This is a genomic window from Psychrobacter sp. 1176_08 (assembly GCF_052850615.1).
On record NZ_VXCU01000002.1, the window covers coordinates 131,108 to 157,074 of the forward strand.

The window sequence follows — 25,967 nt, forward strand, 5'->3', positions numbered from 1 at the left end:
ATGAAAAAAATCTTGAAACATTCGTTTGAAGCAGTGAGCTTACTGACCACCAATAATGGGATGCTTGATGTCACAATTGTCCCAGCATTTAACCAACCTGATTGGCTGATTCCTAGTAGTTTGATCTTGAGTGTAGACGATTACGATGAGCGTACTTCGTTGTACGACTGGCAGCAACAGGACGTAGTTGTGTTTCATTTATTACCAAAAAATGAGACACCAGATAAGATGATTGTATTAGAAGGTAATACATCGAGTCATCGCTTAGCATTACAAACGGCAGGCGAGCTTCAACAATTACAAGCCCGTATTGCTGAAGTCAAAGATATTGAGCTGCCAGAATCGTTCAATAATACAAAGATTGCAGATAACTCAGAAGCGATGATACCGCTTGACGAAAACGTTGTGCTATCCTATCTTTTTCAAGCCGTTATGATTGATGATAAAGTGTACTTGGTGCCAGACCTAGATAATATTGCTTATCAATTGATTGATTTGGATAGCTAGTTTCTTATTTAGGTTTGGAATGGTCTTCGCGCCAGAGATCATAGCTCAATCCATTCAATTATCCTTAACTATTGAATGAATAATGAGTCGCTGTTTGGTCTATATCATTGATAATAGATAACTAATGATGAGGGTAATAGGACAGCTCATGAGAAACACAGAGGTAAGTTTGTCAAAATGGTCAGTCAGTAGTCGTATTTTCCATTGGATCAGTGCGGTTTTATTACTGGTCACGTGGTCGATGATACTGTTATACGAAAATCTTGATAATGGTTTTTACATCGGATTACACAAAGCGTTTGGTATCAGTTTACTGTGTTGGATGATAGCACGGGTGATTAACCGCCTATTGACCAAAGCGCCACCATCTGTGCCAATGCCGAATTGGCAAGCTTTATTGGCCCACTTAACACATTTTGGACTGTATGCTCTATTGATTGCGATGCCAATTGCAGGGTTGTTGATGTCGGTTTATGGTGGACGACCAGTGGATATTTTTGGCTTATTTGAGATCCCCGTATTTGTTACGCCAGATAGAGGTTTGGCGCGCTTTTATAATGATTTGCACACGGGTATTATCTGGCCTGCTATCATTACGTTTACGCTTGCCCATATTGGTGCGGCTTTATACCATCAGTTCATCAAAAAAGACAATTTAATCGCACGCATGAAATAGTGAATGCTTCATTAGCGACTGATTGACACCTGTACTAGACACACAATAAAAAAGCCCTCAGTATCATACTGGGGGCTTTTTTAATACGTTATCAAAGCATCAATAACGGATACTTTGATAAGCTTATTTTTTGTGTTCAGGTAAGCTGATGTTCATCTCTAAGACATCTAAGCTGTCCTCAGAACGATGATTGATATTCACATCATCTATCTGAACGCCATTCACGTACTTATTGACCACTTCGAGTATTTCACGTTTCATCTTTTCGATACGATCAGCAGTGAGGCGATTGTTCAACCGATTTTCGCTAGCCACGATAACCTTGAGGCGTTCAGTAGCCAAATTAGCACTGCCTGCGCTATTGCTGTCATCAGTACCAAATAGGCTACTCCAAAATCCTTTTTTCTTAGTCATTATTAACCTCCAAACCAGCGCTGCAATAAACTCTTTTTCTTCACGTCAATGTGACGCAAAGGACGTTCTTCGCCTAAGAAACGGGCAACGATATCATCATAACACTGACCAGCGATAGAATCGGTATAATGAATGACTGGCTCACCATGGTTAGATGCTTCTAGAACTGAATGGCTTTCAGGAATCACACCAAGTAAAGGCACTTTCAAGATATCATTAGAAATGGTATCAATATCCATCATTTCATTAGCAGCGGCACGTTCGGCATTATAACGAGTGATGACCAGATGCTCACGGACTGAACCTTGGTTTTCTTCTACCTTTTTTGTCTGGCTTTGCAAAATACCAATGATGCGATCTGAGTCACGCACTGAAGAAATCTCAGGGTTGGTGACAATGATGGCCTCATCCGCATGATACATAGCCAATTGTGCACCACGCTCGATACCAGCAGGCGAGTCACAGATGATATAGTCGAACTGTTTAGACAGCTCTGTCATAACTTCTGCCACACCTTCATCTGTCAGTGCGTCTTTGTCACGCGTTTGACTGGCAGGAAGGATGTATAAATTTTCTAGCTGTTTGTCTTTGACAAGCGCTTGCGACAAACGGGCACTACCAGTGATGACATCAACGAAGTCATAAACAATTCGGTTCTCACAACCCATGATCAAGTCTAGATTACGTAGACCTACATCAAAATCGATAACGACTGTTTTATAGCCACGCAACGCTAAACCGGCAGCAAAAGAGGCACTTGTTGTGGTTTTTCCCACACCGCCTTTACCTGAAGTGATTACAACTATCTTCGCCACAATGGCACACTCCTATGAATCAATGGGATATCTTTTATATGAATAACGCAATTTACTATTGCTCATACACGAGGTGACGACACATACAATGTATGAGCTATCTGCGAAGCTAGCCTAGCATAAATAAACATAAAATTATAGCAAGTCTATACTAAAGCAAAAAACAACTTATAGATAATTTACAAGGCGTTACTGCCCAAAATTGGTCTGACGATTGGGCATCTTGTAAACAGTAAAATAAACGCTCATGGACTCTGCAAATAGTGGCAGAGCTAGAGATTCATCATAGAACATTTTTGTTAAATAAACTTACTATAATATTGATATAACCATTCAAAAGTTTTTTATCGAAGATTTCTAGCGTATTTTGCTGAAAAATAACTGAAACATCTGTGATAAAGAACAATTTTTTGGTTTAAGCATTGTCCATAACAGTAAATACCAAACCTTCACCCTCGACAAACCTCACTTGTACTGACTTATCAATCACATGCTCAGGTAGGTTGTCTCGCAAGCAGTAAGTACCTGCCACTGAAACCAGTGTCGGGTTAAATACTTGACAGAAAATACGAGCATCTTTATCGCCTGTTGCCCCTGCCACCAACCGACCTTGAGCACGGCCATAAACATGTAAGCTATTGTCAGTGATGGCTTCTGCGCCACTATTGACACTATTGGTCAAGATTAAGTCGCCACCAACGTGGTTGAGGCTCTGACCTGAGCGTAGCATTTGATCATAGAACAGACTGGTAATATGCTCAGCACTCACCAATGTTTCTGCTGTGACAGTCGATATAGTTGTTTCACGTGCTGCGTCACTGGTTGCAGCAGTGTCATGACTTGTCGTAGTGGTCTCGCCACTTTGAATATCTGGCGTTTCGCTGACTTTAGCAGGTGGTTTTTTGTTAGAGACAATACGTTCGATACGTTTGCCATCGGCGGGGAATATGGCCAAACGCTGTGCGCGTGCTTGCTCATCTAAGATACCTGTAACGACGCCAATAGGCTGTAGACCCCATGACCATAATAATTCTACCAACGCCGACAAATCCTGCTCAACGTCACTATCGATTAAAACGGGAATATTGCTCGATTTATTACTCAGTGTTTTGGCAAGTTCAGCCTCAATAATACTCAGATCATCTGTACTGAACTGCACGCGAGAAAAGGTCAGCATTTTGCCATAAAATGCCAACGCTGTTGCAGCGCTTGAAGTCTGATGGTCATTGGTTTGGATGGTCATATATAAATCCTCAAAGATAATCTTGTCGCTGTGTATTCGGTGGCATTTTTATTTTGAGTCGACGCTATTATTGGTTTTATTGTCGAGTCATATAATAGTCAGCATTATAAGTCGAGCATGTCTTGGTGCTTCCAATGCTGTACTTTTACTTGTGCTTCAAATTCGGTCAAACTGTCATCAATGATACTAGAGATCAACGTATTTAGGGCTGTGTTGTCTGTGTCTATTTTTGCGACGCCACTGGCAATAGCCACCATCAGTGAATCGAGACGCTCAGGGTCAAGAAGACGCTTATTCAAGGCGTAAACGACGTTTTCGCCTACATTATGACCTATATGCTGCAACTGCGATTCGATCAAGCTACCAGCAATAGGTATCATGCGTAGATAGCGGCGCAATTCAGGGGTGTTGGCCAAGCCTTCTTCAATAGCATTACCCACTTCAGTCGCTAAGACACCACTACCTGAAGAGGCGGTCAGTTCCTGAAGTTTTGGTGCAAGCTCTTGGCGCAGGACAGACAATAATGCCGCTTCTATCTCGCCACGATTGCGCGCAATGGTAGATTCAATAAACGATTTATGCGTATTAGGGTCGGTCAACTGCTGCCGAAAATTCTGAATGGTCGTTAATATGACGCGATCAGACAGCTCTTCTAACAAAAGGTTGATGTAGAATTTGATGCGGTTGATCCATGGTTGCGGCAGTACTTGGTAGCCGAGCTGATACAGGCGTCTACCAATAATCACCGCTCGAAACAAGCGTAAGGCTCGCAGTTGCGGAAAGCAGCCCAATACCTCGTACCAATGTACAAAAGGAAAAAAGAACCAGCGATAATAGATTTTTTGTTTAATCGCAACGGCCCAGCGTAGTAGTAGCTCAACAATTAAAAACACGGTAAAAAACCCACCAGCCGTACGTAAAGGCTCATGCAACGTATTTTGGTACCAATCAAGCGCTGTGCCAATGGTCAGCCAGGCAGCAGCATTGTGGCTAAAATCACTCATCAAGATGGCATCAATACTAATCAATAAGAGATCAATACTGATGGCGATAATCATCACAATATCATAAGTGAGCCGTAACCGACTTGGCTTATGGCGATTTGGTCGTGGCGGTTCATCATCTGACAGATAGGATGATCGATTCGGCACGGTTGCTGAGTCTAGATGCGGGCTAGTAGTAGAGGAGGCGGGCACAGACAAACCTTATAGAGAATGAATAACACAAAAAATAGCGACGTAAATAGAAACGTGGCTATTGAATAATGAGAGGGCAAAAAATCATAGGTTTATGACTTCTCACATTATCAATGAATAGGGGCAAAAAACAACCTATCTTTTATGATAATTACACATTAGTCCTGACCATTTTAAGCGCCATCATTTAACCCAGCCATGTTTACTATTGTCTAAACCGCCTCGATACTCTCAACTCTTAAGCAGTAGGCGCTGTTTCAAACTCAGCCAGCATGTCTGTAATCAATTGATCCTTTTCGCGCCATATTTGTTCAACCCATTCAAACATTTGCGCTTTGATTGCAGGGTCATTTTCGTAGCCACCGTTTTGAATACCAGCAAATAAATCATCCGGTATCTTGATGTGTCTGACATCAACCCCCAAGCGCTTGATGTTCCCTTTCCATAGATCGCCATAAGTTGGCACGCCATCTGGATAAACAATGGTCATATCTAGCATGCCATCGATATCTGCTCCTAACGCGTTAATAGCCAGCGATAGACCGCCTGCTCTTGGCTTAAGCAAGTGCGTATAAGGAGACTTTTGTAGATCATGTTTGGTCTTAGTGAAGCGCGTACCCTCTAAATAGTTTAGCAAGGTAAATGGCTTGTTTTTTAATAATGTGCAAGCCCGCTTGGCTTCCTCAATGTCTTTGCCTTTTAGGGCAGGGTTTTTTGCGACGGCTTCTTTAGAATAACGACGCATCATTGGGAAGTCTAAAAAGTAAAAAGCTTGACCCACTATCGGAATATAAATCAGCTCAAACTTGGTAAAAAACCGGGTCAATGGTAGGCGCTTTTCGCTAATGTACTGCACAATACTGGTATCGACCCAAGACTGATGGTTGCTGACGAGTAGGTATTTGCCATTAGTATTGACGTCATCGGGTAATTGAATGCGCCAGTCTTTTCTTGGCAACATATTATCGATTAACGCATTATTGCTACTAATCCAATGATTGGTGATTTTAATCACAGTTTTATCGGCAATCGATGCGCCAGTCAGTATCTTACCAACACCCATGAACCATAAGGGAATACTACAGCTGATACTATTAGCGGCGATGACCCCTGTTGCTGTGGCAAGTGAGACGGCTTTTCCTAGCTTAGGATTACGTTTGTGTATGTTTTTGATAGTAGATGTCAGTCGCATGCTAGATCCTTTTCGGTCAATCTTATTAGTATATAAACTATCGGTTACGGGTGTCGTATATTACCGCTTTTTATCATATCTAATGCTATAGCGTAATTTTAGCAGAAACCTATCCTAGTGTACGAGTGTAAACGTGACTGATGATAATAAAGGTGTGAGGCGTTATAAATAGGATAAGCATGATGATGTTCTTCAAATTCTGATCGAATGTTTATATATAGATGTTATACATAGATGTGACAAAATATTACACATAATTAGAATGTAATTGCCATAATAATGACGAGTGCATATATGCACCTAGAAGGAATTAATACCAAATATTTATAAAAAGCACATTGTACTTATAACTTAGCAACTATTTAGTTAGTGCCTACCTGTCTATGTTAGTGTCTATCTATTTAGTGTCTATCTATTTAGTGTCTATAACTTTTAAGCTTAAGAGGAACGATTATGCGTAATACATTAATGATTGCAGCAGTAGCATCAGGCTTGGCTCTTAGTGGTTGTACTACTGATCCAAACACTGGACAACAGCGTTTAAATAAAACAGCACTTGGTACTCTAGTAGGTGCTGCAGGTGGCGCAACGATCTCTAAAGCAACTGGTGGTGACAAAACTGGTCGTGATGCAGCTATCGGCGCAGCTCTAGGTGCAGGCGTTGGTTATTACATGGAGCGTCAAGCCAAGCAACTTGAGCAACAAATGGCTGGTACTGGTGTATCAGTTGAGCAAAACCCAACCACAGGTAACATCGACTTAGTTATGCCAGGTAGCATTACGTTTGCCTTTGATGATGCAACACTAAACTCATCATTCAAGCCTACGCTTAGCAAGCTTGCACAAACGATGAACCAATACAACAAAACCACGGTAAACATCGCTGGTCATACAGATAGCACGGGTTCTGCGTCTTATAACATGGGTCTGTCACGTGATCGTGCTTATTCAGTCGCTAACTACCTAACCGCTCAAGGTGTTGCTTCTAACCGTATCAATGTGATTGCTTATGGTCAAACCCGTCCAATCGCTAGTAACAACACTGAAAGTGGTCGTCAGCAAAACCGTCGTGTTGAGCTAACCATCAACTCACCACAAAGTGTTAACTAATCTATAGTTTTCTATAATTACCATTTATATAATACCTATCAGTTATATCCAAAAAAGATCAGCAACCAGCTGGTCTTTTTTTATGGGTAACGTTTGACCATCAAATATACTTACCACGCCTTTAGCGTCTTTGAGTTTCTAATGTGATGATGAAAAATCATCAATGATTACAGCAGTGACTATTAAGAGCATATATTCATATCTAAGTGTTCTATTCTAAACAACAAAAAACTTTGGAGCCAATTAACTATATGAAATAATTTGTTGATAATGATTATCAATAAAACTATAATCTATACACATTTTTGTTGATGTAATATAAATTAGCTTATTAGATATGGTAACCAGTTAACAGCTTGCTAAGTGTTTACAATTTCGCAATATTCGATATAGCGACTATTATTCAATCAAATCCAACTTGTTTTTGCTGTCTTTTTGAGGATATGTATGACGATTACTACAGTAATGCGCCGTCAGATTTTACCAACGACTTTGGCTGCTACGCTCGCAGGGCTGTTGATGGTGTCAGGCTGCACTAAGCAGACCAATGAAGATACGAATGCTGATGCGACCACGCAATCAGAGGTGCAAAGCACAGAGACAACGGATGACACAACGCTATCAGCTGTCGATAAGGCACATACTGATAGACTGATGATCAGCTACGCTAATATGGCGCATGCTGCATTTAAAGACTCACTCGATACTGCCAAAGCATTACAAGTGGCAATTGACACTTACGTGGCAACGCCCACGCAAGCCAATTTGGACGCCGCGCAAGCTGCCTATAAAATTGCGCGTCAGCCATACTCGCAAACTGAGATTTTTCGTTTTGACGAAGGCTTTGTCACGCCCAATGATAAACGAGCGATTGCTAGTGTAGATAGCTGGGAGGGACAGATAAATGCATGGCCACTTGATGAAGCGTTGATTGATTATGTCAGTGACACCTACGAAGGTGAGTACAGTAGCAAAGACAATATTATTAACAGCGAGAGCATCACGGTTGGTAGTGTCAAGCAAGATACCAGCACAATCACGCCTGAGCTGTTGGCAGAGATGAATGAGATTGGGGGAAGTGAAGCCAATGTGACAACGGGCTACCACGCGATTGAGTTTATGCTGTGGGGACAAGATACCAATGGGGTTAATGAAGGCGCGGGGAATCGTCCAGTAAGCGATTATGTCACCGAAGCGGGTCAATGTACCAGTGGCGATACAGTCAATGAAGATGCCAGTATCTGTGAGCGCCGCGGTGCGTTCTTAAAAGCGGCTGCGCAGTTATTGGTAAATGACCTCACGGCGATGGAAGCTGAGTGGCAGCCTGAACGTGACAATACGCTACGCAGTGATCTTATGGCGCGTAAGTACGATAATGGTCTGCGCCAAGTGATGTACCAGATGGGCAGCTTGGCATTGGGTGAGCTTGCTTCTGAGCGTATGCAGGTTGCTTTTGTCACAGGGTCTACAGAAGATGAACACGAATGTTTCAGTGATTTGACGCATCTAAGCTATGCCAATAATGCTCGCGGTATTCAAAATGTCTTTAACGGCAGCTACAGAACAGTCACTGGCAAAACGGTCGGTGGTTATGGCGTAAAAAACTATCTGGCTGATACTGGTAATCAAGAAGCAGCTGAAAAGTTGGCTGCCGATTTTATCAAAGTAGAAAATGCCTTTAACGTCATTGTAGAAAAAGGCGAAAAAGAAGGCATTAAGGTTGATCAAATGATTGCTACTGTGGGTCAAGCGAGCAAACAAGGCATTTCTGCCGAAGAACAAAATACCCGACGTGGCTGGATTGAAAACGCTATCACAAGCTTACAAGAGCTCACTGACGGTATCGAAAATGCAGCAAAAGCGGTCGGTATAGAAAACTTAGACGCTGATGCTGGTTCGCAGTTTTAAAGCGATAAATACAAGATAGTGAAACCACCTGTGAATAAGTGACACGCGTTGCCAGCGACGGTTGGCAACGTGTTTTTTGCGTAGTATAAAAACGATTTAGTCGGTGCGTCGTTATTAATGATTCATCAAAAGCATTACACTTTATAGCACGTTTCTAATGGTTCTAAGCTAGGACTAAGGTACGCTCCATGAACGCCTCACATATTACAAAATCTAAATCGTCTTCCTCACTGTACCTGTCTGCTACCAACAAAACACTGTCCGCAAAACTGACACTTGGTTTGGTATGCGCTTTAGCGATTGGTGGTTGCCAGCCTGCTGATAACGAATCTAATGAAGCTTCTGACAATAAAAAAGCGGCAACCAATGACGGTCCAAACCAAGCGCTTGCGCCTGAGCGTATTCAGGTTATAGAGACGCTCTCTGGCGTACCCATGCAGCAGCTGGCAAGCTTTGATCCGCAAGAGATTAAGCAGGGCGGTGACACGGGTATCAGTATCAGTAGTGCTGAGAGCTATTCTAAACCTTCCTCAAATCTGACAGCTTCACGTAAAGGGTCATTTTTTATTGGTAATGCGTTTTTTCGGCAGCCATGGGTGGTTGCGCCTGCCAGTACAGACAGCCGTGATGGTCTGGGCGCCTTGTTTAATGTCGCGGCTTGTCAGTCTTGCCACATAAAAGATGGTCGAGGTCATGCACCAATGAATGCGGATGACGACGCTGACAGTTTACTCATTCGTCTTGCCATGCCAGCCACCACGAACGAACAACGACAACAGTTGCAAGATTCACTTATCGAAAAAATCGCGCATCCTATGTATGGCGGCCAGTTACAAGACCGCGGCATTCAAGGCGTACCTGCCGAAGCAAAAGTTGCGGTGCAGTGGGTGGATAAACCCATCACGTTCGCTGATGGTCATGTCGAAACGTTACGCGCCCCCACTTTTACCTTGGACAACCCAGGTTATGGGACGTTTGATGAAGAACTGATGTTATCACCGCGCATTGCTTTGCCGATGATTGGATTGGGATTGTTAGAGCAAATTCCAGACGAAGATATCAAAAAACAAGCAATCAATCCTAATAAAAATAGCCCAAATGAGGGTATCAGTGGTAAATTTAACTGGGTAATGGATCCGCAAACAGGCAAAAAGGCGCTTGGACGCTTTGGCTGGAAAGCAGGTCAAACCAAGCTCATTACGCAGAACCAAAGTGCTTTTAATGAAGACATGGGATTGACGTCGAACATTCGTCCTCATGAGTCTTGTATGCCGATGCAAACCGCTTGTGTCAATGCGGTGACTGGGGCAGATGAGCAAGGCAATGATAAACCGCCTGTGGAAGTGAATGATGAAGTGGCGAAATTTGTGGAATTTTATACCCGCAATTTGGCTGTACCTCATCGACGCCGTGCGGATGATAAACAGGTACTGGCGGGCAAAAAGCGTTTTTATGATATGGGTTGCCAAAGTTGTCATACGCCACGATATCAGTTGCCAAAAACCGATGACGACCATTTTGAGCAGCATGGACAAGTGATTTATCCTTATACAGATTTATTGCTACATGATATGGGTGATGACCTTGCAGATCGTACAGTTGCGGGTAAGCTACCACCAAGAGATGCCCAAGTTGAATTTTTAGCCAACTCTTACGAATGGCGGACGCCTGCGTTATGGGGCATCGGTCTTGCCAGAACCGTCGATCCACAAGCGACTTTTTTGCATGATGGTCGCGCTCGTACATTGATGGAGGCAGTGCTTTGGCATGGCGGAGAAGCCAAAAAACAACAGCAACAAGTCCTAAAGTTGGACAAGCAGGGGCGTGATGAATTGAATGCGTTCTTGAAATCATTGTAAAAACTATTATAAAAATCACTAAACGAGAACTGTATGAAAATAAACCATGCTTTAGCAATGGCCTTATCTGCCCTAAGCGCTGGACTCCTTATCAGCTGCGTAAAGCCTGCTGACGAAAATAAAGCACCAGATGACAGTAGCCAAAAGGTGGCGCAAGATAGTGCTGCTCCTGCCAGTGCAGAAGAAGGGGCGACTGAAAATGCCACTAAAATTACTGCTGTAAGTATCAGCGCCGATACTGAAAAAACCTACTTAATGCATGTGGCAAACGATATCGTCATTCCAGCGTATGCGGATGCAGCCAAGCAAAGCGATGTGCTGCATGATCTGGCGCAAAAGCATTGCCAACAAGCACCAGTAAGCGGCGAGAAGCTACAAGAATTGCGTGAGCAATGGTTGGTATTGGCGCAAGCATGGGCACGGGCTGAGATGGTGAATTTTGGTCCGGCAACCGATAGCATGAGCAATCTGTATGTCAACTATTATCCGGATGAGCGTGGATTGGTACATAGTGGCGTCGCTGAGCTCATCGCTGCCAATCCAGAATTGACGGCTGAGCAGCTTGCTGATGAAAGTGCTATCGTTCAAGGCGTACCAGGGTTGGAAGAAGCCTTGTATGCCAATGAGCGTTTAGATGCCGGTCAATGCGCTTATGTGATAAGTGCCAGCAGTGCTTTGAGTACACGTCTAAAGGATATTGAGAAAAACTGGCAGCAAAGCGCAACCCAATTATTGGCAATGGATAAAACCGCTGAAAGCGATCAAGGGTTGAACCAATGGTTTAATGGTTTGCTGTCCTTAGTTGAGACCATGAAGTCAAATGCTATTGAGCAGCCATTAGGCTTGACAGGGAAAGCCAAAGGTCATCTGCCTGCTGCGACCGCTGGGCAAAGCCGTGCCATCATCAATGCCAAATTGGCGGCGTTGAATGACACCCTGACAGATCCTGTATTAACGGCGATTTTGGGCGGTAACGATAAAAATAAAGTGGCGGATAATCTATCGACTGCGCTTGCTGACGCAACAACACTATTGGCGCAGATGCCAGAAGATTTGGCCACTGCTGATAAGGCTACCCAGCAAGAGCTACTGAATCATATGACGACCATTACTCGCTTGATTAAGCGTCAATTGATTCCGGCGCTCGGTATCCGGGTTGGTTTCAACAGTACTGATGGCGATTAACCCATGCAAATTATCGACGCAAAGCCTGCGCCACCTCTGCTCGAAACGACCAATCAGTCATCTGGATCTGGCAATGGACAAGTAAGAGAAGTCACGAAGCAGCTGGCTCGTGAGCTACTGGTGACATCAGCACTGACCATAATAGGCACGGGCGCACTGGTCGGTATACATCATTGCTATCGTAAGCAGCGCCAACTTGACGCAAGCGTGCAAGATTATGTGACGGGGCTGCGCTCACAGTTTGGTGTATTGCCGTCAGTGTCTAAGCGGCAATTAAAGCGTTTGGGTAACGCTTGTCAGCAAGCAACAATAGCATGGCAACGTGCTTATTATCATGACTCGCTAGCAGATAATAGTGGCGACAATAGAATGGTTGGCTCTGACATTACCGACATTAGCACAGCACACATAACGACAGTGCTTTCGCGCCCTGTCTGCTGGGTCAGTGGTGTCGCTTCAATGCCAAAGAATAATACAGTGCTGCAAGATAAAAACGATACTCAAGCTAACGATGTCAACGATTTTGGCGTCGTTGGTATCGATGCGGATAGGCAAATCGTTTGGCAAACCACCATGCCTGAACGTGTCCATGATATTGTGGTGCAGCCAGTGATTGATGCCCAAGACAGGCCTAGCAACACAGATGAAGGCCATGACGTCGTGGTAATGGGTCGTCGTCCCAGTGAACGTTTTTGGGTATTAGAGGCCGCGACAGGCCAAGTAAAAGCCGCTATCCATGCTTTAGACAATCGCCATTTTTATGGTCATGCTTGCTACAGTCTCGATGGTAAGTGGCTCTATGTGACCGAGAATGACACGGTAAGCCTACAGGGTAAAATCGGTCTTTATGATGCCCATGAAAATTATAAAAAAATTGCAGAATTTGACTCGCATGGCATTGGGCCACACGAGTTAATCATGCATCCAGATGGCAAAACACTGGTCATTGCCAATGGCGGTATCAAAACTGAGCAAGCCTCACGTGAGGAGCTGAATCTAGATACCATGCGTCCATCGTTGGTGTATCTCGACCGTTATGATGGCTCGTTGCTTGAGCAAGTTGAACCTGAACACAATCAAATGAGTGTGCGTCATTTGGCGATGCACGATAATGGCACGGTGATGATTGGCATTCAGTTCCAAGGCGATAAGCACATTAACGTACCACTGGTACTGACGCATAAACGCGGCGATACTGACTTTTGTCATTTACGTATGCCGCACAACCAGTGGCAACGCTTTCATCAATACATTGCCAGTGTGGCAGTGGATAGTGAGCGTAATCAATTATGTGTGACTACGCCGATTGGTGGATGTGCCGCACTCTTTGATTTAAACACTTATGCTTTGATCGACACCATCCGTTTGCCAGATTGTGCCGGCGTTGCCGTCATCGCGGAGAGCGCAAACATAGCTGACAGGGCAAGCAATCAGCATAAAAAATCAGGTTTCATTGTCAGTGATGGACAAGGTCACTTAACCACATTGCGCGTGAATCACGGATCAGCGACTTCATCAAATTTAAATAACATTGATTTTAATCATGAAAGTTTGAGTGATGATCAAGAGCATGTACAGGTAGATAGCCTGCAACATAGAATGTCTTTTGATAACCATTTGCAAGCGTTACTATAGAGTCGATTCTAAATAAAACAGAACCACTATATTGCAACGCGGCACTGGTATAAATGTTTCTTGATTGCTGTGCCTGCGCAGATAGAGGCTGCGAAAAACCAACTCCAGTCCCGCTGTATTACTTCTATATTGAACGCACTATAACAAACGAGACTGTAATAAACGAGACTGTGACAAGCGCGGCAGGAACAGCCAAATTAGGGAAAAGATGATGTTACAGGACAAGACCTCGATATTGACAGATGCCAAAGCGCGTCTTGCTCAAGCAGGTATCGAGTTACACGTGACCAAAAAACACGTCAAAAACGTCAATTTTCGTCTTAAGCCATACACTTTGACGGTCTCTGTACCGAGAGTAATTAGCACCGTACAAATTGAACAAGCAATCGCTAAGCGTGTGCCGTGGGCGATTGCAAATCATGCGCGAGTATTAGAGCAATACAAACGCAAACAACACCGTTCATCAGATGCGTTAAATGAAAACTTAAATAATGACAGTCCGCTGTTGTTGTGGGGTTGTACGCAACCTTTTGTACTAAACCACGATGAAAAAATGGCGTATTATCGGCAGCAGCTCGCTGACGTACTACCAGCGTTGTTTGAAAAATGGCAGCCAGTCGTTGGCGCTAGTGCCAATGAGATACGTCTAAAAAAAATGCACACACGCTGGGGCAGTTGTAATACAAGAGCACGGCGAATTTGGCTGTCTACCTACTTGCCAGCTTATCCGCTTGAATGCACCGAGTACGTTATTGTCCATGAGTTATGCCATTTGCATCAGGCGAATCATAGCCCTGCCTTTTGGCAAGCGGTGGCGACAGCAATGCCAGATTACCAGCGCTGGCATAATATATTGGCAGGTAAAACGGGACAGTTAGATTAAACAAGACAAGGAAGTCAAATGGAACAGGTCAGTGAAGCCAAATTTTGGCAGCAGCGTTATGAACAAGACAGTATCGGCTGGGACATGGGTGAGGTGTCATCGCCGCTCAAAGCTTATATCGACCAATTGCCTGAATCGGCTAAAGACCAAGCCATTTTAGTAGCGGGTGCGGGTAATGCTTATGAAGTTGGTTACTTGCATGAGCAAGGCTTTACTGACGTGACCTTGGTTGATTTTGCGCCAGCACCTATTGAGGCGTTTGCTCAGCGCTATCCTAAGTTTCCCATCAAAAATCTGATTTGTGCCGATTTTTTTACCTTGTCAGCTGAGGACCGTCAGTTTGATTGGGTGCTTGAACAGACGTTCTTTTGTGCGATCAATCCGTCGCGCCGTGATGAGTATGTGCAGCAGATGGCAGCGCTACTCAAGCCTAATGGCAAGTTAGTGGGTTTGTTATTTGATAAAGTGTTTGGGCGAGATGAGCCACCGTTTGGTGGCACAAAAGCGGAGTATCAACAGCGTTTTGAGAGTCACTTTGAGATTGATATCATGGCGCCCAGTCATAACTCGCACCCAGCACGGCAGGGGAGTGAGTTGTTTATCAAGATGCGCGTAAAAGGTTGATTTCATGTTCTATGTTTGCGCGAGCCTGCCTCTCTAGCTGCTGATAATTCTCAGTGAGATACAAGCGCGAGTGTGCCAACAAGGTCTGTAATACCTGCGTGCGACCCGTTTTATAATCTGCCATAGGTACATGCGCATACTCTTGACGGATGGCTTGTGCATAGTGCTCATACTCAGGCCAAGGCATGCCTAATATGCTTAAATCCATGTCCAGAAAATAAGCGGCATCACTGCGGTTATCCTTATCTGCCAACTCAGTTAATTGGTGAGTCGCCGTCATCATAATCAAGTCGTAGATATGTTGGCATTGCTGGTCATTCAAATAATGGACCAGTTTATCTGACATATACTCAGCGCTTTTTAGCTCGTTGTCTGAGCGCATCGGATTGTATATCACATCATGATAATACAAAGCCAACGCAATGATATGAGGCTGGTGAAAATGCTGGCGAATGTGTTCAAATTGAAAAAACAGCTGCTGGATATGACGTAAGCTATGATAAGCACGCTGAATCTCATTGTAATGCGCAGCAATATCGAGCCACAGAGTGCGTGACTCTGCTGGCGTAATATCGCTATTGAGCGCAAATAGATGCTGCGAAAAACGATTGCCAAGCTCAGTATTTATCTGTGACAAATCTCTCATAATCACCTTGATTATTTATCTATCGCCGTTATGGTCAATCCAATATAAAATACATACAGGGCTGCCAGCGTCTATTTTCTTGCTTGCTGCGCCTCCGCAGACAGAGGCTACGAAAATATATTGCGGGCAATGCCTTATTATGGTTGTACCTTTTTTATTTAGGATCAACTATATTTATCAGCATCTTTCGATCCGCTCTGAGCCGCATCTTCAAACGCTTGTTTAAATAGCTTGCCAAGTAGATTGACATCATCGACACGAGCATAGTTTAGACGGGTCACAAAGGCAATGTGACGATGTGGTCCTTCTTCTGCCAGTGGTACTGCTACGGCGTTCTGATCTTGTAAATTGAGCTGATCCAGCGCCATCTCAGGCACCAATGTTGTTCCCATATTAGCAAGAGCCATCTGGATAAGAGTGTTGAGACTGGCATCCGAAAAACTGGACTTCATTTGTGTGCGGTCGAAGTGACATACGGACAGCGTTTGATCAGTTAGGCAATGCCCTTCACCCAATAGCATCAGATTGGCAGTGGCCAGCTCATCAGAATTAATAGTATCAAGCTTAGCATGCACGTCGTTTTTTGGAAAAACAGCAAAGAAATCTTCGCTCCAAAACTCAAAGCTGTGTAGTCCGTCTACTGCATACGGCAACGCAATGATAGCGGTATCAATATGACCATAACGCACCTGCTCGAGCAGGCGCTCTGTTTGCTGCTCAACGATACTCATGCGAAACTCTGGATAGTGTTTTCGTAGAGCAGGCAATACTTTGGGCAATAAATAAGGGGCAATGGTGGGGATAATACCAACTGTCATGGGGTAAGCAAGCGCAGACTGATGACTGTGTGCTCGTGTGGTCAAATCGTTTACTTCAGAGAATACCCGCTGCGCTCGGGCCAAAATATCTTCACCGATTGGGGTAATCAATACTTGCTTGTTATTACGCTCAAAAATCTGCGTATCCAGTTGTTTCTCTAACTCTGCAATACCTAAGCTCAGTGCAGACTGTGAGATATTACAGTCCTCTGCGGCACGTTTAAAATGTCGGTGTTTGGCCACGGCTAGAGCGAATTCAAGTTGACGTAAAGTAATCATAAGACCTCTTCTATTAATGGGCTTTCGGTGTAGTTTATGATGTTGACCGACTCGGTACAGCGGTTCGAGACAATTATTCGACATCATCAATTATTAATGTTCTTAATAAAATTGTCACTTACCTATAGTAAACTGAGAATAAAACTAGAGAGAATAGTTTAACAAGTTTAATAAAACAAAACATCACATTAAAAAGTTTTAACTGGATTAACGATAGAATTCGCGTATAGTTTGTCAGGTAGCCCAGAACGTATAAGGCTTAATAGAAAAACCAGATAAATATGTTCTACATTATGTTCCACTTAACTTAACAATAAAGGAGCCAATCATGGCGTCTATTATCAATCAAGAAATCCCAGAATTTTCAGCAGATGCGTATGTAAATGGTGAATTCAAAACCATCACTTCAGAAGACGTAAAAGGCAACTGGGCGATTTTCCTATTTTACCCAGCTGATTTCACGTTTGTTTGCCCAACTGAGCTTGAAGACATGGCCGCTCATTACGACGAGCTAAAAGGTTTGGGCGTAGAAGTATACTCAGTATCGACTGACACGCATTTCACGCACAAAGCATGGCATGATTCTTCAGAAGCGATCGGTAAAGTACAGTATCCAATGATTGGCGATCCTACTGGTAAAATCACTCGTGGCTTCAACGTCATGATCGAAGAAGCAGGTTTGGCTGAGCGCGGTACGTTCTTAGTTGATCCTGATGGCTTGATCCAAGTAGCTGAAATCCATGCAGGCGGTATCGGCCGTAGTGCAAAAGACATGCTACGTAAGGTAAAAGCAGCACAATACGTTCGTGAGAACGATGGTGAAGTTTGTCCAGCAGCTTGGGAACAAGGCGGCGACACTTTGAAGCCAAGTCTTGATCTTGTTGGTAAAATCTAATATTCAAATAATTATCTTATAAAGAGTACTTATCTTATAAAGATAATCATTGAATATAGTAAAGGCTCTATCAGCGATGATAGAGTCTTTTTTAATGGTCTCAATATGATGCTTGTTATAACAACAGGGTTGTTATAACAAGCATCATATTTTAAAAATTCAATGTGGTTTACTCGCTCAAAGCATGTGGTTTGTTTTTCTCAATCACTCTGTAAATTTCATCTTTGAGGTGTAATTTTCGTCGCTTCATATGTTCTATTTCTTCTTCGCGACTGGCATGCTGTACCACATCTTTTTCAAGCTGGTTGATTTGCTGATCAAGCTCAGTATGCTCATCAAAAATACTCGCAAAATGGCTGTCTTTTTGCTTAAGTTCAGCAATGATCTCTTTGTTGTCTTGAAATGTTTCCGTCTTTCTCATCTGGTCATCCTTATTATGAGGCGCAAATTTGCGACAAGCGATCGCGCAGTATGGTTAAGATTTTAAGACTTAAATAGTATTGAAGCAGAAAACTATCTGACCCAATATCAGCAAAAAAACTTTTAAAGCACACATACAAAAGCCAATTTGCCATAGGAGTAGTGAGAAGTTTTCTCACTACCCTCATTCGATTGTAGCGAAAAAACACCCTTGATACTACGGTAATAAATCGTCTTTAGGTTTATATTTAATTATATAATTTGATTTATGATTGGTTTTATAAAACATAAGGTTTGGGTTTCTCAGCTTGCTCATAATGCTATAACCTATGATAATAGGGACATTAAAGGGTATTACTCCATTGCCCAAACTGTTTTAAATAAAATGACTCACATTAACTGATTGACATCTAATTACGCAACAAGACAGTTGCCGTTACATATCCAGTAATAATAAGGAACAAACATGATAGATCAAGCTTTATTAGATGCCGTAAAGAGCTATAGCGAAAACATGACTCGTCCTATTACCTTTGTATTGGGTAGTGGCGAACATAACAAGCGTACTGAATTGATTGATTTTTTAACCAAAATCGCAGGTACGACTGACAAAATCAACTTCGATGCAGAAGCGACTGACGATAGTTTGCCGAGCGCAATTAGTTTCAAAGTAGTCAGTCACATTGATGGAGAGTCGGCTGATACAGGTATCGTGTTTAGCGGTATTCCTGGCGGGCATGAATTTACGTCATTGATTTTGGCAATCTTGCAAGCTGGCGGTCACACCCTAAAGTTGGATGAAGGTATCCAAAAATTAATTAAGCGTTTTAATAAGCCGCTACAGTTTCAGACCTATGTATCATTGTCTTGCCACAGCTGTCCTGAAGTGGTGCAAGCCTTGAATCAGTTTGCGTTACTCAATGACGACATCAGCAACGAGATGATTGATGGTGCATTGTTCCAAGAACAAGTAGAAGCAAACAAAATCCAAGGTGTACCAGCGGTATTCTTAAACGGGAAACCGTTTGCCAATGGTTTGATCGACACGGCTAAATTGATCGGAAAACTACAAGAACAGTTCCCAGATTTGTTGGCAGACGTTGAAGACGATGCCGAGCAATTGGAACAGCAAGACGTTACTATTATCGGTGCAGGTCCTGCGGGCGTGGCAGCAGCTATTTATACCGCGCGTAAAGGTCTTAAAGTCACCATGGTCGCTGATCGCATCGGTGGACAGGTCAAAGACACGCAAGATATCGAAAACTTAATCTCTGTGCCTTTAACGAACGGTACTGACTTATCGACCAATTTTGTTAAGCACTTGGCTGAATATAACATCACGTTAAAAGAGCATGTGAGTGTCAAAGACATCGGCGAGACAGAAGAAGAAAACTACAGCATCAACCTAAATACTGGTGAGACGTTTGAGACGCGCAGTATTATCTTGGCGACAGGTGCCCAGTGGCGCAAGCTTGGTGTACCGGGCGAAGAAGAAAACATCGGTAAAGGCGTGGCGTTTTGTGCCCACTGTGATGGTCCATTCTTCAAAGGCAAAGACATCTCAGTCATTGGCGGTGGTAACTCAGGTGTTGAGGCTGCATTAGATTTGGCTGGTATCGTCAAGCATGTCACTGTGCTAGAGTTTGCTGATGAGTTAAAAGCGGATCAAGTATTGATTAATAAAGCCAAAGAAAAATCTAATATCGAATTTATTACTGGTGCCGCGACCCAAGAGATCAAAGCGACTGACGGTAAAGTGTCTTCTATCGTTTATCAAGATCGTAGCACGGGTGAAACTCATGAGCGTGATTTATCAGGCGTGTTTGTACAGATTGGTTTAGTGCCAAACACTGGGTTTATCAAAGGTTTTGTCGATTTAAACCGTTTTGGTGAAATTGAGATTGATGAGCGCTGCCGTACCGATCGCAAAGGTATTTTTGCTTGTGGTGACGTGACTACCGTACCATTTAAGCAAATTAATATTGCAATGGGTGAGGGTTCAAAAGCAGCGTTATCAGCGTTTGAATATTTGGTTATGCAATAAGCCAGTCTATAGTCCGTCAAAAACCACCTCATTTGAGGTGGTTTTTTTTGGCACGATTATCCGCTCTTGTTGCGAATCAAAGCAATGACGGGTAACGCCACCACATACATCAAAACTCCATACACAGCCGCTGGTAGGGCAATAGCTGGTAGACTTGCTGCTGTACCCATAATAATAGGCGCAAGAGTAATGGCTGTCGTGCTGTTTTGAATACTGGTTTCTATGGAGATGGTTTTGGTATCAAACCAGCTCAGCTTAAATAACTGAGAGGTCAAAATACTCAAGACAAACAAGCCCATAATAATCAATATAAGCTCTACGCCAATATTGGCAAGCTGCGACTGTAGCAACGCCCAGTTAGAGGCAATAGCAGCAAAAACAATCAAAACAAAGAAGATACTGGCTAAGCCATTTAGAATACCGCTTCTACGTATCATAAAGTTAGTGAACTTATAACGAGCAAGCATACCCAGCGTAACAGGTAATGTCGTCAACAAAAACATTACTAATCCAATTTTTACAGCGCTGATGGAGCCTGCTTGATCTTGCATAAAGTGGTCAAAGGCTACGGTGATAAAGATGGGCAACGTCACGACTGATAACAAACTGACCACGCCTGTGAGTGCAACCGATAACGCTACATTACCTTTGGCGTAATAGGTGAGAATATTGCTGGTGACACCGCCTGGACAAAAACTGATTAACATAATGCCAAAAGCCATGGCAGGTGGTGGCACCATGACCAGCACTACCGCCAATGCCACCAGTGGCACGAATATCACTTGATTGACTAAACCCACAAAAAACGCTTTGGGATGACTAGCGATTACCTTGAAGTCACTGGGTTTTAATCCTGTACCTAAGGTAAACATAATGTAGGCAAGTGCCAGTGGAAGTAAAGCGAGGGCAGTGTTATCCATAAAACGTTCCTTGTAAAATGACACTCAAGCTAGGACGATTTTCACATCACTCACATTCCTTGTGACGATATTTTTTAGCGGCTACCTATCGGTTCTTTAGGGACTACAAAACACAATAACATACGATAAGAAGGGTCTTCTAATACTAAGACTGTCGCAGTAGTCCATTTTGCTATCTTTAATCCCAAATAAAAAAGGCACAACAATGGTAATGGACTGCCAACGATATGTGTTCGTAGCCTCTGTCTGAAGGCACAGCAAGCAAGAAAATATGACGTTGGCAGCACTGTATTTATTTTATATTGGAGCGACTATATTTCATTATTGATGGTGTTTTTACAAGGTTAATTCGCTAATACGCCAGCCAGTGAAATGATCTCGCCTGTCTCGTCTTCTGTAATAATCCGCGTCTCCTTTAAATCAGTTTTGATCCAAGTGTCCATATGCGGGTTGTTTATCATCATCTGACAATACTGCTGAGTCGTTGGTTGTAACGTTAATCCAGAAGCTTTGGCGTAGGTTTGTAAACGTAGAACCACGGGGGCAAAAAAAGCATCGGCAACCGTAAAACATCCAAATAGGTAGCTGTCTGATGAGCGGTTTTTTAAGCAATCTGCAAAGATGGCTTCAATACGAGCGATATCTGCTAAGCAGGCGCTGCTTGGTTGTATCTTAGCCGTCGCTCGAATATTCATTGGCATCTCATTACGAATACCTGTCATCCCTGAATGCATCTCTGCCACGATACTTTGGCAGTAAGCGCTATCTATTCTACGACGATTGTCGTTCTTATTTACCTCAGATTTAAGGCTTCCTGTCCAAATGTCTGTGTCTGTCAAAAAACTATTGGCATACATAGCAATCGCTAACGTGTCCCAAACGGTGACTTTTTGATCACCTTGACCGCAGACGAGTACGGGTACTTTACCCGTTGGCGCATGCTCGTTAAGTATGGGCAAGGCTGACGAATCAAACAGCTCGATAGGCTGCTCCTCAAACTTAATTTCAAAGGCTTTTAAGAGTAGCCATGCTCGCAATGACCAAGAGGAGTAGTTTTTATTACCGATAATAAGTAAGGGCTTTGACATGATAGTGACCTGTTAAAGGAGAAGAACAGAGATTTAGTGCGTCAAAAATTCGATAGGTTACTGGTGTAAAATTCTGATAGCACTTATAGGATATTCAAGGATTTATGCTTATTTGTAAAGCAAACATTGTTCTAATCTCGGCGAACAGGCTGATGCGGTATTATTTGTAAAAGTTGGAGAGTTGCTGGGACAGACATTGGCTTAATATTCGATTCAAAAGTTTGTAGAAATGAACACTACCAAAACCGGCAGCCAATTTTATAAGAGCTATAACGACAAACGCCCATCCAAAATTTGGACGGGCGTTTTCTGCTTTAAGTATTAGCACATTTCGTTAGTTTGACGAAAGATTAGTCGTCTAACAAATCCATTTGCTTGGCAGCTTCATAGATACCGTTTGAGCGATTGCCTGTGCGGCAAAAGATAAGCATCGGCTGCTCGGCTTGGTTAAAAAAGTCTGCAAATGCTTCAACGTGGGTTTGATTGAGCTCATTACCCGCAAAAGAAATCTCTTTATAAGCAAGGCCAGCTTCTTTAGCAGCCGCTTCAATCTCAGCGCTGGTTGGTTGATTTGGCTCTTCACCATCTGGACGGTTATTGATGATGGTTTTAAAACCATTTTCGGCGATCATCGGTACTTGGTCTGGGGTGATTTGTCCAGTAAAACTGACTTGATGACTCATAAGTGATCCTTATTATTTTCTATAGTAGGAAAAGATAGGTTGGTATAAAAGCACAATGTCTAAGCATAAGTGAAATGGGTCGCTTTCTAAAGGCAAAGAACGTAAACAACAGCAACATTGTCTCAGCTGTGACCGTAGCCTTTTTACTCAACTTTTCTATATCCAATCCAAGATAAAAGCAGCACGTACGATCATCATATTCTACAGAGATAAATATCGTTGCTGGCTGCTTGCAAGAATGCCAGAGGCGACAAGGACAGTTACCTCAGTAGAACCGTATGCTTTTTAAAATAGAGTAATTATAGTAACCCTTGCATCAATGCGCTTTGATACAGTAATTTGGCGCGAGCACCCGTGCCACAAAACATCAAGATGGGTTTTGGCATCGAACGATAAAACGCAGCAAACTGCTCGACAGTCGCCATGCTCAGACGCTCATCGTCAAATGGCAGATGATGGTAAGTCAAGTTGGCTTCTTTAGTGGCATGACTAAAGTCAACGCTATTTGGCTGAGTTTCTGTTTCGGCATCAGGGCGTATGTTAAGTACGGAGCGATAGCCAAGCTCTGCGATTTTGAGACATTGGCTTGGGTAAATTTGCTTGTAAATCGTTAAATTATCAGTCATAAGTAAGGTCATTCGCGTATATGAAAAGGCATTTGACTCAAGAATGGGGGTAGCCAATAGTATTTTTTGAGACTATTAGGTACTGTCTTTCAGTACAATTTTCTTAAGTCCATTATGTCTAAAGCTTATAAGGATTTAGCATAACACAGCTTGCATAATATCGGTATTTTGTCACAGACAATAATAATTCTTAAGAGTATAACAACATAAGGTTTATAAAAATTTTAAGTGTCTTTAAGCGCATCCATCGCATCCATAGTACTTAAATACACATGGCCTGAGAGCTCTGTAATAATGGGGGTATTTTCAATAATATCCATCACAGGCCCTTTGATAAAACTAAAATTCAGGTGCTTATTTTGACTCAGTAGCTCTTTATTGAGGCTGATGAGCATCTCTTGTCCTGTCAGATCAATGTGATTGACCGCTGACATAATCAGAACAATCTCATGAGCGTCTGGATACTGGCGAGTGGCTTGGACGACACGGTGATGGACAGACTCACTATTACCAAAAAAGATACTCTCATCGATACGTAACATCAATAGGTTGCTAAAGGTCACCACGTTATGGCGGTTGATGTTGCGAAAATGACCAGTCCCTGCCAATTGGCCAACGATAGCAACGTGTGGCTTGCTTGATTGCCAAATTAAGCTCGCAAAAGATACCATAAGACCGATGACCAAACCTGTATTGAGACCAAATATCAATACTCCCACGAAAGCTGACATAAAACTGGCAGCATCTAGGCGATCACGTTGCCATGCAGCCTGCAACGTTGCCACATCAATCAGACTAATAATAGAAGCCATGATTGTCGCGCCCAATAAAGCATAGGGCAGCGGTGACAGTGCATTACCAAAAGCAATCAAAGCGGCGATCATGACTAGCACTGTCACTAGACTTGCCACTGGTGTTTTGGCACCTGAATCTGAATTGATGGCCGTTCGCGAAAATCCGCCAGCGACGGCAAAGCTTTGGAAAAATCCACCTGCCATGTTGGCCAGCCCCAAGCCGGTCAGCTCACGATTGGCATCGAAGGACTCACCGCGCAGGCGTGCATAGTTGTTGGCAACCGAGCTGCTTGAAACAAAGATAATTAAAGCCATTAGCCCTGCACCAGGTAGCAAATCGAGCACTTCATCGAAGTTTGGTACATAAGGTAAAGTAAAGGTAGGGAGGCCTTGCGGAATACTACCAATAGTCGCCACGCCTTTTGTGGACCAATGCAGGCCGATGCTCAGGCCGATAGCAATGACCAATAGGATAAGTGGAAACAAGCGCTCGGCCCATTTGGCATAGGATGATGACAGCCAAGATTGCCACACCCATCTACTACCGTAGCGATTGGCAACCAAGAGCATAAAAGCGATCACACCGATTAAGAGTGTCAGCGGATGCAGCTGGCGCGCATACATCTGCATACTTGATAAATAACCGATTAAGCCATTGCCTGCGATCGGAATAGCCGTTACGTATTTTAACTGACTGATAAAAATCAATACGGCAGCGCCGCTAATAAAACCAGCAGATACCCCGCGACTGATGAATTGCATGATCCAGCCAAGCTTGAGCCGACCTGCCAACCACAATAGCGTACCGACCATCAATGACAGCAAACTTGCCATGAGTGCATATTGCTGAACACCTTGTGATGCATAAGGGTGCAAACTACTGGCAGTCATAATAGCAGTGATCGCAACAGGCCCGACTGCTTGAACGCTACTTGAGCCGATCCAAGCGTAAACAATCACCGGTACGATTGCTGCATACAGCCCATAAACAGGTGGCAATCCTGCCAGTACTGCATAACCTAAGCTTTGGGGAATGACCAACACGCCAACCACTAAGCCTGCGATAATATCAGTTGGCAGGGTAGAGGGTTGGTACTGGCGCAACCAAGCAGGAATCAGACGAGCCAATATAGAAGGCATAATAATATGTCATCACAATAAAAAATGAATGACGCTCAGCCCATAAACAAGCTATTCAGCTGTTTTGGCACAAAAGCGTTCGTATAATAACTGTAGCACTGCAAACGCATCATCACTGGCGATGCTATAGTAAACCTGCTTACCATCGCGGCGAGTCTTGACCAGCTCATCTTTACGTAAGATACCCAGTTGCTGTGATAAGCTTGGTTGACCAACACCGACTAAGTTCTCAAGCTCACTGACACAAAATTCACCTTGCGTCAGCTGACATAAAAGCAATAAGCGATCAGGGTGCGATAGTGATTTTAGTAATTGGCTGGCTTGCATCGAGGCCTTTCGCATTTGTTCAGAGAGGTCTTTAGGGACG

25 protein-coding genes are annotated in these 25,967 nt (G+C 43.3%); 11 read left to right on the forward strand and 14 right to left on the reverse strand.

The annotated features are described in order from the left end of the window. Together FW759_RS03115 and FW759_RS03120 are read left to right on the forward strand one after the other, a co-directional pair. Positions 1 to 507 carry a hypothetical protein gene (locus FW759_RS03115; protein WP_443566377.1) on the forward strand — a complete coding sequence of 169 codons (507 nt, stop codon included), beginning with the start codon at positions 1 to 3 and terminating at the stop codon, positions 505 to 507. A 148-nt stretch (positions 508 to 655) separates the two neighbouring features. Beyond that, a complete protein-coding gene (locus FW759_RS03120; protein WP_446442168.1) occupies positions 656 to 1,183 on the forward strand; it encodes a cytochrome b in 528 nt (175 codons plus the stop codon). 123 nt (positions 1,184 to 1,306) lie between these two features. Here the strand turns inward: FW759_RS03120 and minE are convergent, their stop codons facing one another. From minE to FW759_RS03145, 5 genes are all read right to left on the reverse strand, one after another. Then, entirely contained in the window at positions 1,307 to 1,597 is a 291-nt protein-coding gene (minE, locus tag FW759_RS03125; protein WP_062846006.1) for a cell division topological specificity factor MinE, read from the reverse strand. Between the two features lie 2 nt (positions 1,598 to 1,599). Then, positions 1,600 to 2,412, reverse strand: coding sequence for a septum site-determining protein MinD (minD, locus tag FW759_RS03130; RefSeq protein ID WP_062845422.1), 813 nt, complete (start codon positions 2,410 to 2,412; stop codon positions 1,600 to 1,602). Between the two features lie 415 nt (positions 2,413 to 2,827). Next, the gene (gene minC / locus FW759_RS03135) at positions 2,828 to 3,655 is read right to left on the reverse strand and encodes a septum site-determining protein MinC (RefSeq protein ID WP_446442169.1); all 828 of its coding nucleotides are present in this window, start codon (positions 3,653 to 3,655) and stop codon (positions 2,828 to 2,830) included. A 104-nt stretch (positions 3,656 to 3,759) separates the two neighbouring features. Next, the gene (locus FW759_RS03140; RefSeq protein ID WP_446442170.1) at positions 3,760 to 4,851 is read right to left on the reverse strand and encodes a hypothetical protein; all 1,092 of its coding nucleotides are present in this window, start codon (positions 4,849 to 4,851) and stop codon (positions 3,760 to 3,762) included. Between the two features lie 238 nt (positions 4,852 to 5,089). Then, positions 5,090 to 6,043, reverse strand: coding sequence for an acyltransferase (locus FW759_RS03145; protein ID WP_446442171.1), 954 nt, complete (start codon positions 6,041 to 6,043; stop codon positions 5,090 to 5,092). A gap of 453 nt (positions 6,044 to 6,496) precedes the next feature. Between FW759_RS03145 and FW759_RS03150 the strand changes: the two genes are divergently transcribed. The 7 genes from FW759_RS03150 (at position 6,497) to FW759_RS03180 (ending at position 15,247) form a co-directional block, all read left to right on the forward strand. Next, positions 6,497 to 7,153, forward strand: coding sequence for an OmpA family protein (locus FW759_RS03150; protein ID WP_062845418.1), 657 nt, complete (start codon positions 6,497 to 6,499; stop codon positions 7,151 to 7,153). A gap of 447 nt (positions 7,154 to 7,600) precedes the next feature. Beyond that, positions 7,601 to 9,061, forward strand: coding sequence for an imelysin family protein (locus tag FW759_RS03155; RefSeq protein WP_446442172.1), 1,461 nt, complete (start codon positions 7,601 to 7,603; stop codon positions 9,059 to 9,061). 188 nt (positions 9,062 to 9,249) lie between these two features. Further along, the gene (locus tag FW759_RS03160) at positions 9,250 to 10,920 is read left to right on the forward strand and encodes a di-heme oxidoreductase family protein (protein WP_446442173.1); all 1,671 of its coding nucleotides are present in this window, start codon (positions 9,250 to 9,252) and stop codon (positions 10,918 to 10,920) included. Between the two features lie 33 nt (positions 10,921 to 10,953). Continuing rightward, entirely contained in the window at positions 10,954 to 12,105 is a 1,152-nt protein-coding gene (locus tag FW759_RS03165) for an imelysin family protein (RefSeq protein ID WP_446442174.1), read from the forward strand. Between the two features lie 3 nt (positions 12,106 to 12,108). Beyond that, positions 12,109 to 13,740, forward strand: coding sequence for a DUF1513 domain-containing protein (locus FW759_RS03170; RefSeq protein ID WP_446442175.1), 1,632 nt, complete (start codon positions 12,109 to 12,111; stop codon positions 13,738 to 13,740). 211 nt (positions 13,741 to 13,951) lie between these two features. Beyond that, positions 13,952 to 14,623: a M48 family metallopeptidase gene (locus FW759_RS03175; RefSeq protein WP_446442176.1), complete on the forward strand. Its 672-nt coding sequence runs from the start codon at positions 13,952 to 13,954 to the stop codon at positions 14,621 to 14,623. An 18-nt stretch (positions 14,624 to 14,641) separates the two neighbouring features. Further along, complete coding sequence (locus tag FW759_RS03180; RefSeq protein WP_446442177.1) at positions 14,642 to 15,247, forward strand: methyltransferase domain-containing protein; 606 nt, start codon at positions 14,642 to 14,644, stop codon at positions 15,245 to 15,247. On the opposite strand, the gene FW759_RS03185 is transcribed toward FW759_RS03180, so the two are convergent. Next, entirely contained in the window at positions 15,225 to 15,893 is a 669-nt protein-coding gene (locus FW759_RS03185; RefSeq protein ID WP_446442178.1) for an HD domain-containing protein, read from the reverse strand. The two genes, FW759_RS03180 and FW759_RS03185, sit on opposite strands and share 23 nt — an antisense overlap. Before the next feature lie 164 nt (positions 15,894 to 16,057). Then, positions 16,058 to 16,990 carry a hydrogen peroxide-inducible genes activator gene (locus tag FW759_RS03190; protein WP_062845410.1) on the reverse strand — a complete coding sequence of 311 codons (933 nt, stop codon included), beginning with the start codon at positions 16,988 to 16,990 and terminating at the stop codon, positions 16,058 to 16,060. A 328-nt stretch (positions 16,991 to 17,318) separates the two neighbouring features. Between FW759_RS03190 and ahpC the strand changes: the two genes are divergently transcribed. Continuing rightward, the gene (gene ahpC, locus FW759_RS03195; RefSeq protein ID WP_057761534.1) at positions 17,319 to 17,885 is read left to right on the forward strand and encodes an alkyl hydroperoxide reductase subunit C; all 567 of its coding nucleotides are present in this window, start codon (positions 17,319 to 17,321) and stop codon (positions 17,883 to 17,885) included. Positions 17,886 to 18,054: 169 nt separating this feature from the next. Here ahpC and FW759_RS03200 read toward each other — a convergent pair whose 3' ends face one another. After that, positions 18,055 to 18,306 (reverse strand): YdcH family protein, encoded by a 252-nt coding sequence (locus FW759_RS03200; protein ID WP_062845408.1) that lies wholly within the window; start codon positions 18,304 to 18,306, stop codon positions 18,055 to 18,057. 465 nt (positions 18,307 to 18,771) lie between these two features. Between FW759_RS03200 and ahpF the strand changes: the two genes are divergently transcribed. Next, positions 18,772 to 20,349, forward strand: a complete 1,578-nt coding sequence (ahpF, locus tag FW759_RS03205) for an alkyl hydroperoxide reductase subunit F (RefSeq protein WP_446442179.1) — start codon at positions 18,772 to 18,774, stop codon at positions 20,347 to 20,349. A 56-nt stretch (positions 20,350 to 20,405) separates the two neighbouring features. Here ahpF and FW759_RS03210 read toward each other — a convergent pair whose 3' ends face one another. From FW759_RS03210 to FW759_RS03235, 6 genes are all read right to left on the reverse strand, one after another. Further along, on the reverse strand, positions 20,406 to 21,269 hold the full coding sequence (locus tag FW759_RS03210) for a bile acid:sodium symporter family protein (protein ID WP_446442180.1): 864 nt from the start codon (positions 21,267 to 21,269) through the stop codon (positions 20,406 to 20,408). A gap of 344 nt (positions 21,270 to 21,613) precedes the next feature. Further along, the gene (locus tag FW759_RS03215; protein WP_446442181.1) at positions 21,614 to 22,357 is read right to left on the reverse strand and encodes a glutathione S-transferase family protein; all 744 of its coding nucleotides are present in this window, start codon (positions 22,355 to 22,357) and stop codon (positions 21,614 to 21,616) included. 350 nt (positions 22,358 to 22,707) lie between these two features. Then, positions 22,708 to 23,040 carry a TIGR01244 family sulfur transferase gene (locus FW759_RS03220; protein WP_095569827.1) on the reverse strand — a complete coding sequence of 111 codons (333 nt, stop codon included), beginning with the start codon at positions 23,038 to 23,040 and terminating at the stop codon, positions 22,708 to 22,710. A gap of 299 nt (positions 23,041 to 23,339) precedes the next feature. Continuing rightward, positions 23,340 to 23,666, reverse strand: a complete 327-nt coding sequence (locus FW759_RS03225; protein WP_131392767.1) for a beta-lactamase hydrolase domain-containing protein — start codon at positions 23,664 to 23,666, stop codon at positions 23,340 to 23,342. A 224-nt stretch (positions 23,667 to 23,890) separates the two neighbouring features. Continuing rightward, positions 23,891 to 25,600, reverse strand: a complete 1,710-nt coding sequence (locus tag FW759_RS03230; RefSeq protein ID WP_446442182.1) for a SulP family inorganic anion transporter — start codon at positions 25,598 to 25,600, stop codon at positions 23,891 to 23,893. Between the two features lie 51 nt (positions 25,601 to 25,651). After that, the gene (locus tag FW759_RS03235; RefSeq protein ID WP_062846005.1) at positions 25,652 to 25,942 is read right to left on the reverse strand and encodes an ArsR/SmtB family transcription factor; all 291 of its coding nucleotides are present in this window, start codon (positions 25,940 to 25,942) and stop codon (positions 25,652 to 25,654) included. Positions 25,943 to 25,967: the final 25 nt, after the last annotated feature.

Coding starts and splice junctions, on each gene's coding strand:
- FW759_RS03115 (WP_443566377.1), top strand. CDS start 1: ATGAAAAAAATCTTGAAACATTCGTTTGAAGCAGTGAGCTTACTGACC.
- FW759_RS03120 (WP_446442168.1), top strand. CDS start 656: ATGAGAAACACAGAGGTAAGTTTGTCAAAATGGTCAGTCAGTAGTCGT.
- minE (WP_062846006.1), bottom strand. CDS start 1,597: ATGACTAAGAAAAAAGGATTTTGGAGTAGCCTATTTGGTACTGATGAC.
- minC (WP_446442169.1), bottom strand. CDS start 3,655: ATGACCATCCAAACCAATGACCATCAGACTTCAAGCGCTGCAACAGCG.
- FW759_RS03145 (WP_446442171.1), bottom strand. CDS start 6,043: ATGCGACTGACATCTACTATCAAAAACATACACAAACGTAATCCTAAG.
- FW759_RS03150 (WP_062845418.1), top strand. CDS start 6,497: ATGCGTAATACATTAATGATTGCAGCAGTAGCATCAGGCTTGGCTCTT.
- FW759_RS03155 (WP_446442172.1), top strand. CDS start 7,601: ATGACGATTACTACAGTAATGCGCCGTCAGATTTTACCAACGACTTTG.
- FW759_RS03160 (WP_446442173.1), top strand. CDS start 9,250: ATGAACGCCTCACATATTACAAAATCTAAATCGTCTTCCTCACTGTAC.
- FW759_RS03165 (WP_446442174.1), top strand. CDS start 10,954: ATGAAAATAAACCATGCTTTAGCAATGGCCTTATCTGCCCTAAGCGCT.
- FW759_RS03170 (WP_446442175.1), top strand. CDS start 12,109: ATGCAAATTATCGACGCAAAGCCTGCGCCACCTCTGCTCGAAACGACC.
- FW759_RS03175 (WP_446442176.1), top strand. CDS start 13,952: ATGTTACAGGACAAGACCTCGATATTGACAGATGCCAAAGCGCGTCTT.
- FW759_RS03180 (WP_446442177.1), top strand. CDS start 14,642: ATGGAACAGGTCAGTGAAGCCAAATTTTGGCAGCAGCGTTATGAACAA.
- FW759_RS03185 (WP_446442178.1), bottom strand. CDS start 15,893: ATGAGAGATTTGTCACAGATAAATACTGAGCTTGGCAATCGTTTTTCG.
- FW759_RS03190 (WP_062845410.1), bottom strand. CDS start 16,990: ATGATTACTTTACGTCAACTTGAATTCGCTCTAGCCGTGGCCAAACAC.
- ahpC (WP_057761534.1), top strand. CDS start 17,319: ATGGCGTCTATTATCAATCAAGAAATCCCAGAATTTTCAGCAGATGCG.
- FW759_RS03200 (WP_062845408.1), bottom strand. CDS start 18,306: ATGAGAAAGACGGAAACATTTCAAGACAACAAAGAGATCATTGCTGAA.
- ahpF (WP_446442179.1), top strand. CDS start 18,772: ATGATAGATCAAGCTTTATTAGATGCCGTAAAGAGCTATAGCGAAAAC.
- FW759_RS03210 (WP_446442180.1), bottom strand. CDS start 21,269: ATGGATAACACTGCCCTCGCTTTACTTCCACTGGCACTTGCCTACATT.
- FW759_RS03215 (WP_446442181.1), bottom strand. CDS start 22,357: ATGTCAAAGCCCTTACTTATTATCGGTAATAAAAACTACTCCTCTTGG.
- FW759_RS03220 (WP_095569827.1), bottom strand. CDS start 23,040: ATGAGTCATCAAGTCAGTTTTACTGGACAAATCACCCCAGACCAAGTA.
- FW759_RS03225 (WP_131392767.1), bottom strand. CDS start 23,666: ATGACTGATAATTTAACGATTTACAAGCAAATTTACCCAAGCCAATGT.
- FW759_RS03230 (WP_446442182.1), bottom strand. CDS start 25,600: ATGCCTTCTATATTGGCTCGTCTGATTCCTGCTTGGTTGCGCCAGTAC.
- FW759_RS03235 (WP_062846005.1), bottom strand. CDS start 25,942: ATGCGAAAGGCCTCGATGCAAGCCAGCCAATTACTAAAATCACTATCG.